Source organism: Sphingopyxis fribergensis (assembly GCF_000803645.1).
GTDB lineage: Bacteria > Pseudomonadota > Alphaproteobacteria > Sphingomonadales > Sphingomonadaceae > Sphingopyxis > Sphingopyxis fribergensis.
Window position 1 is genome coordinate 3259660 of the sequence record NZ_CP009122.1, and the last position, 11562, is coordinate 3271221.

At 64.1% G+C, this 11562-nt stretch carries 10 protein-coding genes and 1 pseudogene; 3 read left to right on the plus strand and 8 right to left on the minus strand.

Annotated features, from left to right (window positions below; all coding sequences use genetic code 11):
* The first annotated feature begins 15 nt into the window (after positions 1-15).
* Complete coding sequence (locus tag SKP52_RS15070) at positions 16-255, plus strand: hypothetical protein (protein WP_039581211.1); 240 nt, start codon at positions 16-18, stop codon at positions 253-255.
* Between the two features lie 46 nt (positions 256-301).
* A complete protein-coding gene (locus SKP52_RS15075; protein WP_039576046.1) occupies positions 302-1057 on the plus strand; it encodes an alpha/beta fold hydrolase in 756 nt (251 codons plus the stop codon).
* Here the strand turns inward: SKP52_RS15075 and SKP52_RS15080 are convergent.
* From SKP52_RS15080 to SKP52_RS27045, 4 genes and pseudogenes are all read right to left on the minus strand, one after another.
* Positions 1008-2054: an alpha/beta fold hydrolase gene (locus SKP52_RS15080; protein WP_052208361.1), complete on the minus strand. Its 1047-nt coding sequence runs from the start codon at positions 2052-2054 to the stop codon at positions 1008-1010. The genes SKP52_RS15075 and SKP52_RS15080 overlap by 50 nt on opposite strands.
* A 57-nt stretch (positions 2055-2111) precedes the next feature.
* Positions 2112-3778, minus strand: a pseudogene (locus tag SKP52_RS15085) (MFS transporter).
* A 181-nt stretch (positions 3779-3959) separates the two neighbouring features.
* Entirely contained in the window at positions 3960-5345 is a 1386-nt protein-coding gene (locus tag SKP52_RS15090) for a DEAD/DEAH box helicase (protein ID WP_039576048.1), read from the minus strand.
* Positions 5346-5495: 150 nt separating this feature from the next.
* Positions 5496-5735, minus strand: coding sequence for a hypothetical protein (locus tag SKP52_RS27045; protein ID WP_148309152.1), 240 nt, complete (start codon positions 5733-5735; stop codon positions 5496-5498).
* On the opposite strand from SKP52_RS27045, the gene SKP52_RS15095 reads away from it, so the two are divergent.
* Positions 5713-7185, plus strand: coding sequence for a glycerol kinase (locus SKP52_RS15095; protein ID WP_039576050.1), 1473 nt, complete (start codon positions 5713-5715; stop codon positions 7183-7185). The genes SKP52_RS27045 and SKP52_RS15095 overlap by 23 nt on opposite strands.
* 27 nt (positions 7186-7212) lie before the next feature.
* On the opposite strand, the gene rpmE is transcribed toward SKP52_RS15095, so the two are convergent.
* The 4 genes from rpmE to bamA all read right to left on the minus strand — a co-directional run bounded on the left by rpmE (position 7213) and on the right by bamA (position 11557).
* Entirely contained in the window at positions 7213-7440 is a 228-nt protein-coding gene (rpmE, locus tag SKP52_RS15100; RefSeq protein ID WP_039576053.1) for a 50S ribosomal protein L31, read from the minus strand.
* A 237-nt stretch (positions 7441-7677) separates the two neighbouring features.
* Positions 7678-8157 (minus strand): 3-hydroxyacyl-ACP dehydratase FabZ, encoded by a 480-nt coding sequence (gene fabZ, locus SKP52_RS15105; RefSeq protein ID WP_039576055.1) that lies wholly within the window; start codon positions 8155-8157, stop codon positions 7678-7680.
* A 5-nt stretch (positions 8158-8162) separates the two neighbouring features.
* Positions 8163-8852, minus strand: a complete 690-nt coding sequence (locus SKP52_RS15110) for an OmpH family outer membrane protein (RefSeq protein WP_039576057.1) — start codon at positions 8850-8852, stop codon at positions 8163-8165.
* Complete coding sequence (gene bamA, locus SKP52_RS15115) at positions 8852-11557, minus strand: outer membrane protein assembly factor BamA (RefSeq protein WP_039576058.1); 2706 nt, start codon at positions 11555-11557, stop codon at positions 8852-8854. The genes SKP52_RS15110 and bamA overlap by 1 nt, the downstream gene beginning before the upstream one ends.
* Positions 11558-11562 lie beyond the last annotated feature (5 nt).

Here is an 11562-nt window from a genome sequence, read left to right on the forward strand (position 1 = left end):
GCTTAGGCTATGGTGATGCTGAAGAAGATCGGACGCCTGTTCGTCATCAAGACCCGCTTTGAAGCGTGCCTGATCATCTATGCGCTTGCCGTGGGCGCGATGGCGCGCGGCGCGGCCTATTTGCACGAATATCCCGGGACCGGCGGCAAGCTGTTGCTGATCGCGTGCACCGGTTCGGTGTTCCTCGCAGGCGCGAAGATTTTCGATTGTCTGCGGTTCGAGCAAGCCGCCGAAGCCCCGCGACAGGCCGAGTAGATCAGCGATCTTTCGCCGATCATCCAGATATGCGAAGGCGGGCCCCATGAGCAGGATCAGCGGCCGCCCGGCCATCAGCAGCGAGCATGTTTACGGCCTGAACCTCCGCGTCGCGCGTTGGCGCGAGGGCACGCCCGGTACGCCTTTGCTCTTCCTCAACGGCATCGGCGCCGACCTGAGCGCTGCCGCGCCCCTGCTCGCGCAGATTCACGGCCGCGAGGTGTGGACGCTCGATATGCCCGGCGTCGGCGGCTCGCCCGATGCGTTACTGCCCTATGGCGCGCCGACGATCGCCGCGGTGGTGATGGAGATCGCCGATCGCTTTGGGCACAAGATGATCGACGTCGCCGGGTTCAGCTGGGGCGGCGCGCTGGCGCAGCAGATCGCGATCCAGTTTCCGGGCCGCGTGCGCCGGCTGGTGCTGATGGCGACGACGCCGGTCATGGGCGCGCCCGGAATCGGTTGGGCCGCGATGTTCGACGACGACATGCTGGCGAGCGGGCTCAAGGTCCAAACCGCGACGCCGCTTGGTATCGCTTACCAGACTGCCGCGATGGCGGGATGGAGCAGCGTAGGTTTCCTGTCGGGGCTGAAACAGCTTCCGACGCTGGTGCTGATGGGCGAGCAGGATGGCGTGATGCCCGCCTGCTATGGCGAGATGCTCGCGGACCAGATCGACGGCGCGGTGATGGAAGTCGTGCCCGGATCGCACCTCTTCCCCTTCACCCATGCCGCGGCCATCTCGGCGCGGATCAGCGCCTTTCTGGATCAGTCGGCGCCGTCGAAACAAGCCGCCGCGTAAGGAAATCGGCGATCGCCGCGGCGGTCGCATCGGGCGCCTCCTCCATCGGCAGGTGGCCGATCCCCGGCAGCATCACGACTTCAGATCCCGCGATGCGTTCGTTGAAGGTCTTTGCCGCGCTGGGGTTGATCACCCGGTCCTTGTCGCCGAACAGAATCAGCGTCGGCGCCGTAATCTCGCCGACGCGCTCGGCCATCGCGGGTTCGCGATTCATCCGCGTGCGCATCACCGTCGCCGCGCGATTGCCCGGAAAACGCAGCAATTCCCAATAGCGGTCGATCATCTTGTCATCGACGATCTCTTGTTTCTCGACCGATCCGCGCAGCGACTGCTCGACGAGCATCCGCGGCGTCACGCGCGTCGCGAGCCAGCGGCCGAACGGATATTCGAGGACGCGGAAACCGACGTTCGATTCGGGACGCTTTTCGCCCTTGCGCAGCGGCATGCCGCTCGCGTCGAGCAATAGCAGCGCGTCGACGCGGTCGGGTTCGGCGAGCGCATAGCGCCAGCTGACCCAGCCGCCCATCGAATTGCCGCCAATGACAAAATGATCGAGGCCGAGCTTGGCCGCGACCACATCGACCGCCGCGATCATGCCCTCGGCCGAATAATCGGTGTCGGGGGTCGCGCCGGTCAGCCCGTGGCCAGGCAGATCGAGCGTGACGACGCGCCAGGTCTCGCCGAGCCGCTGCACCAGCGGCTCCCACGTCTGCAGGCTGCTGTTCGCGCCGTGGATCAGAATGATCGCCTCGTCGCCGCGCTTGCCTTGATCGCGGTAGTGAATGCGCTGTCCGGCCGGGCCGGCCACAAAGGCGCCGGCGGGTCCGCTATATTTCGCAATCATTTCGTCGCGATCGGTATCGGGGGTGCGCAGCAACAGGAAGGCGCCAAGGATCAGCAGCATGACGCCGAGCGGAATCAGCACCCGCTTGCGCCGGAACAACGGGCGCCGCCGCGGCGGCGGCTCGTCGAAATCCATGTCGTCGGCAATCATCATGCCCCCCTTCAAGGCCTGGCGCGAACCTAATGCACAAGTTCGGTCGGTCAATCTATCCTAAGGGTGGAGAGACCGGCGGAAGGTTTCGGGCAGGAACAGCAGCCCGACGATCAATGTAATCACCGCGACGATCACCGGATACCACAGGCCATAATAGATATTGCCCGTCGCCGCGACCATTGCAAAGGCCGTCGTCGGCAGGAAACCCCCGAACCAGCCGTTGCCGATATGATAGGGCAGCGACATGGCGGTGTAGCGGATGCGGCTGGGGAAGAGTTCGACGAGCAACGCCGCGATCGGGCCATAAACCATCGTCACCAGCAGCACGAGATAGAAGAGGATCGCGACAACGAGCGGCTTGTTCATCGCATCGAGGTCGGCCTTGGCCGGATAGCCCGCAGCGGCGGTTGCGGCGGCGAGTTCCTTGCGGAATGCTTCGGCGGCGGCAGCGCGATCTTCCTCGGCGAGGCGCCAGGGTTCGGGGGCGACGAGCACGCGTTTGCCGATCCATACGTCGGCGGGTTCGCCGGTGCGGCGCGGGCGCGTGACGCTGGTGTAGCTGACGCCGGCCTTGGCGAGCGCCGATTTGGCGATGTCGCAGCCGGTGCTTTCGAACTTTTCCTTGCCCACCGGGTCGAATTGGAAGGCGCAGGCGCCGGGATCGGCGTTGACAGTGACCGCGGCGCTCGCCTGCGCTTTTGCCATGACGGGGTTCGCGGCGGTGGTCAGCATATGGAAGGCGGGGAAATAGGTGAGCGCCGCGAGCGCGCAGCCCGCGAGGATGATCGGCTTGCGCCCGATCTTGTCGCTGAGCCAGCCGAAGAGGATGAAGAAGGGCGTGCCGAGTGCGAGCGCGATGGCGATCAATATATTCGCCGTTGCGCCATCGACTTTCAGCGTCTTTTCAAGGAAGAAGAGCGCGTAGAATTGGCCCGAATACCAGACGACCGCCTGCCCCGCGACCGCCCCGAACAGGGCGACAATCACCCATTTGAGGTTTTCCCAGCGCCCGAACGCTTCGGTGAGCGGTGCCTTCGAGGTCGTGCCCTCCTCCTTCATCTGCTTGAAGACCGGGCTTTCCTCAAGCTGCAGGCGGATCCACAGCGAGACGCCGAGCAGGATTACCGAGATCAGGAAGGGAATGCGCCAGCCCCAATCGGCGAACGCCGCCTCGCCCATCGCCGAACGAATGACGATGACGACGCGAGCGCCGCGAACAGGCCGAGCGTCGCGGTGGTCTGAATGAAGCTGGTGAAGAGGCCGCGTTTGCCGTCGGGCGCATGTTCGGCCACATAAGTAGCTGCGCCGCCATATTCGCCGCCGAGCGCGAGGCCTTGGAGCAGTCGCAGGACAACGAGCAGGATCGGCGCCGCGACGCCGATCGACGCATAGCTGGGCAGGATGCCGACGAGGAACGTCGACGCCCCCATCAGCCCCATGGTGACGAGGAAGGTATTCTTGCGACCAACAAGGTCGCCGATACGGCCGAAGAAGAGCGCACCGAACGGCCGCACGGCAAAGCCTGCGGCAAAAGCGGCAAGCGCGAAGATAAAGCCGGTGGTTTCGTTGACGCCCGAAAAGAATTGCGCCGAGATGATCGTTGCGAGCAAGCCGTAGAGGTAGAAATCATACCATTCGAAGACCGTGCCGAGCGACGAGGCGAGGATCACCTTACGTTCGCTCTGCCGGGTGTCGATGGGTGCTACCGCTGCTTCGTTCGTCATCCGCTGCCCCATTTTCAAGCCCCTCCCCTTCAGGGGAGGGGTTGGGGTGGGGTCCCGAACCCTTGCGCAAGGCCGATAGGCCCCACCCCGCTATGACTAGCGAACAAGTTCGCAAGTCTCGCTGCCCCTCCCCTTAAGAAGAGGAGGGGACAGAGAGGGTCTAGCGGGTGTCAGCCGCGCGTCAACCGACGCGCTTCACCGCGCCCTTGTGCGCGCCGACGCTTTTGTTGCGCGGGCGGAAACGGCGCTTGCGCTGGCCCTCGGCGCCTTCGCCTGCCGTCCCCTCACGGCGGGGGCCACGCTCGCCTTGCGGCTTGCCGTTACCGCCGCCACGGTGGCGATGCGCGTCCTGACGCTGGCGATTGGGGTCGCGGCCCTGGCTGCCGGTGTCGCGCGGCGGCGCCACGGGCTTGGGCAGGTTGCGCACCAACTCGTTGAAATTCTCGGGCAGCGGCATCGGCTCGGACTTGCTCCGCGTCACGCGCTCGATGTCGCGCATGTACGGCCGCTCGTCGGGGGCGATGAAGCTGATCGCCTTGCCCTCGGCCCCGGCGCGCGCGGTGCGGCCGATGCGGTGGACATATTGTTCGGGGACGTTCGGGATCTCGAAGTTGATCACATGGCTGACGCCCGACACGTCGATGCCGCGCGCGGCAATGTCGGTCGCGACGAGCAGCTTGATGTCGCCCGAGCGGAAGGCCTGCAGCGCGTGGGTGCGCTGCGACTGGCTTTTGTTGCCATGGATCGCCATCGCCTTGATGCCCGCGCCCGCGAGGTGACGCACGACGCGGTCGGCGCCATGCTTGGTGCGGGTGAAGATCAGCGCGCGATCGATATCCTCGCTGGCGACGATCGCGTGGAGCAGCGCCTGCTTTTCCTTCTGTTCGACGAAGGTCGCATACTGGCTGATCTTTTCAACCGTGGTCGCCGCCGGGGTCACCGACACGGTGACCGGATCCTCGAGGAACTGTTCGGCGAGGTGCGCGATTTCCTTCGGCATCGTCGCCGAGAAGAATAGGTTCTGGCGACGCGACGGCAGCAGCTTGGCGATGCGGCGGAGCGAATGGATGAAGCCCATGTCCATCATCTGGTCGGCTTCGTCGAGGACGAAGATTTCGACATCGTCGAGGCGCAGCGCGCGCTGGTCGATCAGGTCGAGCAGACGGCCCGGCGTGGCGACAAGGATATCGACGCCGCCCGACAGGTCGCGGATCTGCTTGTTGATCGGCACGCCGCCAAAGACGGTCGTGACGCTGAGCTTGGTAAAGCGGCCGTAGTCGCGGCAGCTTTGCGCGATCTGCGCGGCAAGCTCGCGGGTCGGCGCGAGGACGAGCATTCGGCAGCCGCGCGGGGTCGGGCGGTGCGGATAGGTCAAAAGGTGATGGATCGACGGCAGCGAGAAGCCGGCGGTCTTGCCGGTGCCGGTCTGCGCGATACCGCACAGGTCGCGGCCCTTCATCAGCGGCGGGATCGCCTGGACCTGGATCGGGGTCGGGACGGTATAATCCTTGGCGGCAAGCGCGCGATTGATGTCGGCGTGCAGGCCAAAGTCGTTAAAAGTCGTCATAAGATACTCACATAGGGCGACGCGCAGGCGCATCCGTTCGTATCGAACGGACGGCGCACGGGCCGCGGGTTCGAAACGACCCGCGTGAAAGGGTGCCTCTGGGGACAAAGCGCTGGTCCGGCTCGCCCGCGCCTGAAAATGGGCGGGAAATCACGCTGCCGGTGGTTGCGGCGAGTGATCCCGCCATGCTGCGCTGGGTGGCCATATGGCATGGGTTGCGCAGTTTTGCAAGATAATTGCGCGCTTACCTATTCCATTCGCCTTGAGCTTGTCGAAGGAGTGTTCTTTCTTCATCAAGGCGAGAGGGAAATATGGTGCATCGACAAGCCGGATCAAATCCGGGGACGAACGGATGAGGGGAAACGCGTTGGCCGAGAAGATCATCGTCATCGACGAGGGTACGACGTCAACGCGCACGATGCTTTTCGGCGCCGACGGTATTCCGCTGGGCAGCGCGCAGCGCGAGATCCGGCAACATTATCCCGGCCCCGGCCTGGTCGAACATGACGCCGCCGAAATCTGGGAGGCCACCCTCGCCTGCACGCGCGAGATGATCACGCAGGCGGGCGGCGCCGACCATGTCGCCGCGATCGGGATCACCAACCAGCGGGAAACCGTCGTATTCTGGGACCGCACGACGGGCGAGCCGCTGGCGCCCGCGATCGTTTGGCAGGACCGGCGCTCGGCCGCCGATTGCGCGGCGCTGAAAGAGGCGGGCCACGAACGCGCGGTGCAGGCGAAAAGCGGGTTGCTGCTCGATCCCTATTTTTCGGGAAGCAAGATCGGCTGGGCGCTCAAGAACTGGCCACAACTGCACGAAGCCAACGACCGGCTCGCGGTCGGGACGGTAGAATCCTATCTGGTGTTTCGCCTGACCGGCGGTGTGCATGTCAGCGACGCGAGCAACGCGTCGCGCACGCAGTTGATGGATATCAACGGCGCTGGCGGCTGGGACGCCGACCTCTGCGCCCTGCTCGGCGTGCCAACGCCTTTGCTTCCCGAAATCACCGGCTGCACGACACGCGTTGGCACGACCGATCCGGCGCTGTTCGGCGGCGCGATCCCGATTTGCGGCATGGCGGGCGACCAGCAGGCGGCGACGATCGGCCAGGCGTGCCTGTCGCCGGGACAGACCAAGGCCACCTTCGGAACCGGCGCCTTCATCCTGTCGGCCAGCGGCACGGTGCGGCCGGTATCGAACCATCGCCTGCTAGCGACGGTGCTCGTGCAGGAAGGCGACGTTCGTTCCTATGCGCTCGAGGGATCGGTCTTCGTCGCGGGCAGCCTGATCAAATGGCTGCGCGACGGGCTCGGCCTGCTCGCCAATGCGGGCGAGAGCGAGGGGCTGGCGCGGTCAGTGGCCGACAATGGCGGCGTCTATCTGGTCCCTGCCCTCACCGGGCTCGGCGCTCCGCACTGGCGCCCCGATGCGCTCGCCGCGATATCCGGGCTGAGCTTTGCGACGACCAAGGCGCATGTCGCGCGCGCGGCATTGGAAGCGCAGGCCTATCAGGCGCAGGATTTGAAATCGGCCTTTGCCGCCGACGGGGTCGATTGGGCAGAGCTGCGCATCGACGGCGGCATGGCGGCGAACGACTGGATGGTGCAGGATCTGGCCGATGTGCTGAACCTGACGGTAGAGCGCCCCGATTTTGTCGAAAGCACCGCGCTGGGTGCCGCAATGCTCGCCGCGACCGGCGCCGGGCTCTACCCCGATCTGGCGAGCGCAGCGGCTTCGATGCGCGGCACCGCGACGCGCTTTACGCCCGCGCTGGAGCCTGAGAAACGCAAAACGCGCCTTGCCGGGTGGCAAAGCGCGCTTGCAAAGGTTTTGGGCTGATCCCCGTTTGCGCGAGGACGCGCGCCATTAGCGCTTGAGGGTGAGACCACCAAAACGCTTGTTGAACTTCGCGACCTGGCCCGCGGCGTCGAGCATGCGGCCGCTGCCGCCGGTCCATGCCGGATGCGCGGTGGGGTCGATTTCGAGCGTCATCGTGTCGCCCTCTTTGCCCCAGGTCGAGCGCGTCTGATATTCGGTGCCATCGGTCATCTTGACCGTGATCATGTGATAGTCGGGGTGAATGTCGTTCTTCATGTCTTGGGCTCCTGTGCCGCTGGTTTCCGACCAGCCGCGTGAGTCTGTGCGTCCGGGGACGCGAAGTTGGCGCCATTAGTGGGCAATGGTGGAAAATGCAAGACTACACTGAGAACATCGTGCCCCTGCGAAGGCAGGGGTCCATCTCCCAGTTTATCGTTTCTCCAGCGCCATTCGCCGGTGCATCACTACGGCAGGAGCTGGGCCCCTGCCTTCGCAGGGGCACGGGGGGCATCTTCAGTCGCTCGGCGGATCCGCAATCATTGCCGTGAACTGGCATTCGGTCGCCAGCTGGCCGCCCAGCATCGCCTTGCCTTCGAACTTGCAGATATTCCGCTTCGCCTGAAGGATGGTGACGTGGAGGTCGAGCAATACGCCGGGTTCGACGGGCTTGCGGAATTTCACCCCGTCGATGCCCATGAAATAGACGAGCTTGCCCGAACCGCCGAGGCCCAAGGATTCGACCGCCAATATGCCGCCGGCCTGCGCCAGCGCCTCGACGATGAGGACGCCGGGCATGATCGGCCGACCGGGGAAATGCCCCTGGAAAAAGGGCTCGTTCATCGTCACCGCCTTGACCGCGTGGATCGAGGTGTCCTTCACCATCGAAACCACCCGGTCGACGAGCAGCATCGGATAACGATGCGGCAGCAGCGTCAGGATCCGGCGGATATCCACCGGCCCCATTGCCCCTGTCCCGTTTTCCCCGTCCGACATGCGACTTAGCGGGTCGTCGGTGCGGTGCCGGTCGGTGCCGGGGTCGCCGGACGCGTACCCTGCGCGGCGCGCGCCTGGTCCATCAACTGCTGGTTGCGCTGCTGGACGAGCTGGCCGGCCTGATAGCCCGCGGGAACTGCGGTCGACACGGTCGGGAGGATGCGGTTGAGTTCGGCAACCACCGCGTCAGTGATGTCGACATTGTTTTCGCGCGCGATCACGGCTTCGGGGTTGACGAGCAGGTCGACCTTTTTCGCGGTCATCGCGGCCTTGATCGCCTCGTTCATGCGAACGCTGATCTGGTCCTCGACATAAGCGATGGCGAGGTCGACGGGTGCGCCGATCTGACCGAGTTCGGTCTGCGCGGCCTGACGCTTGTCCTGGACGGCCTTGGCAGCTGCCTGCAGCGCCGCCTGGTTCTGCGGGGTCTTTTTCGATTCCTCGTTATATTTGGCGATCAGGACGTTGATTTCAGCCTGCAACGTCTGGCCGCGCGACTGCTGCTGGTCGATCTGCGCCTTGTAGGTCGTTTCGATCTGGGTCGACGCGGTCTGGAACGCGTTCGATCGGGCGGCGGCGACGCGGACGTCGGCGACGGCGACCCCCTTGGCCTGCGCGATGGCCGGAGCCGACATGATGGGCGAGACCGACAGCGTGGCAACCGCCAGCGCCGAGGCGACAAGGATTTTCTTCATTAGAATTGGGTTCCTACATTGAATGAGAAGCGTTTGGTATCATCGCCCTCTTCTTTGCGAAGGGCGTAAGCGAAATCGATCCGGAAGGGACCGAAAGGAGAGTTCCAGTTCACCCCGGCGCCGATCGACACGCGCGGCATCCAGGTGTCACCAAAGAAGCGTTCCTCGAACGGATCGAGGCGCGAGAAATCGGTCGGGCAGGTCGTGTATTGGCCCGTGCCGCTCGGAACGCCGCCCTCCGGCGTCGTAAAGGTTTCCGTTGCGAACTGGGTGACGCCCGTGTTCGCATTACGGCAAAGCGACTTGGTGAGGCCGAAACCGGGCGCATTGGGATCGGTTTCCCGGAAATTGGCAAGCGTCGTCAGCTGCGGCCGGCGGACGCTGAACACCGATCCCACGTCGACGAAGATCGACGGACGAAGCCCCATTTCCTTCGCACCGGTGCCGAGCGGAATATCGAGCTCGATCCGGCCCTGATAATAAGCGCGGCCGCCGAGCGCGTCGTCGATCTGGCCGCGATCGCTGTCGCCGTCGGTGACGACAATCGGATTGGCGGGGTCGCTGTTATCGACGCCATAACGAATGACACGGGGGCCGACGCCGCGAATGTCGAAGCCGCGCATCTGCGGCTCGCCGAGGAAGAAGCGGTCGGTCAGGCGAACCTTGTCGCTGGTCGGCGTCGGACGGCCGCCGAACGGATAGATGTAGCCGCCCTCGGCCGAGAGGTTGAGGATGAAACGGCTGCCGAGGTTGAAGTGCTTCGATCCGTTGAGGCGCGTGCGGACATATTTGACGCTGCCGCCAAGGCCCGCGAAATCCTGGCTCAATGACAGCGACTGGCCGCGCGTCGGGCGCAGGCGGTTGTCGCGATCGTCATAGGCGAGCGTGTAGCCGAGCAGCGACGTGGTGCGGTTGCCAAGCGCGTCGCAAAGATAACGGCCGGCGACGAGCGGGTCGCATTCGTCGCCGAAATAATAGATTCCCCTATCAAGCGTCACATCGTCGAAGTTGATGCTGTATCGCGCGAAGAATGACATGAATTCGGTCAGCGGCACGCCGGCGTTGAGCTGCAAGCCGGTGGTGACCTGCTGGAACGTCGTCCGGCGGTCGTTATTGATGAAGTTGAACGAGTTCAAATCGCGGCGATAGATGCTGCCGCCCACCGAGATGTTGCGGTCGAACAGATAGGGTTCGGTGAAGCCGAGTTCGATCGACTTCGAATAGCTCGAATAGTTGACCGACGCCTGGAGTTGCTGACCGAGGCCGCGGAAATTGCGCTGGCGGATCGACGCCTGGAGCAGGAAATTCTCGATCGACGAGAAACCGGCTGACAGCGAAAGTTCGCCGGTCGGCTTTTCCTCGACATTGGTTTCGAGGATGATGCGATCGGGGGCGCTGCCTTCCTTGCGTTCGATTTCCAGATTTTCCTGGAAATAGCCAAGGCTGTTGATACGGTTCTCGGTACGCTTGACGCCGAAGCTGTTGAAGGCGTCGCCTTCGTTCAGGCGGAACTCGCGGCGCACGACCTTGTCGTGGGTCAGCGTGTTGCCGTTGACGTCGATGCGCTCGACGTAGGTACGCGGGCTTTCGGCGACATTGAAGGTGATCGCCATCGTCCGCGTTTCGGGGTCGCGGCGAAATTCGGGGTTGATGTCGGCAAAGGCGTAGCCGAACAGGCCCGCGGTTTCGCTCAGGCTCTCGACCGTGTCCTCGACCTGCTTGGCGTCATACCAGTCGCCGGTCTTCATCGGCAGCAGCTTTTTCAGCATTTCGGGCTGGAAGTCGCGAATTTCGCTCTTCACGTCTACGTCGCCGAACTTGTAGCGTTCGCCTTCCTCGACCACATAGGTGATGATGAAGTCCTGCTTGTTGCTCGTCAGCTCCGCCACCGCCGAAATCACGCGGAAATCGGCATAACCGTTGGTCAGGTAGAAGAGGCGCAGCTTTTGCTGGTCATAAGCGAGGCGGTCGGGGTCGTAGCTGGTGTTCGACGACAGGATCGTCATCAGGCTCGCCTGCTTCGTCGCCATCTCGTCCTTGAGATCGCCGTCGCTGAACTTTTCGTTGCCGATGATGTTGATCTGGCGGACCTTCGACTTCGGCCCTTCGTTGATTTCGAACACGACGTCGACGCGGTTCTGGTCGAGCGACACCATCTTGGGCTCGACCGTCGCGGCGAAGCGGCCCTGACGCTTGTAGAGTTCGATGATGCGCGCAACGTCAGCGCGGACTTTCGAGCGGGTGAATATCTGGCGCGGCGCGAGCTTGATCTCGGGCCGGATCTTGTCTTCCTTCAGGCGCTTGTTGCCCTCGAGGATCACGCGGTTGATCACCGGATTTTCAGCGACCTGGATCGTCAGCGCACCGGCATTGTCGGTGATCTGGAAATCCTTGAAGAGTTCGGTCGCGGCGAGGTCTTTCAGCGCCTGATCGAGCACCGCGCGGTCATATTGCTGACCGACGCGCAGGCGCAGATACGACAGGATCGTCTGCGCCTCGAGCCGTTGGTTGCCGACAACGGTGATCGACTGGACCGTCGTCGCGGTCGGAGCCGCTTCGGGAGCCGGAGCCGGAACGGTCGGAGCGGGGACTGGCGGCGGTGAAGCCTGCTGCGCCGCCACAGGCGTCGCAAGCATCGTGCCGGCCAAAAGAACCACCGACAGCTGCGTCCGGCCCAAGAATTTGTGTGAAGCCACGCTGTTCATCCCGA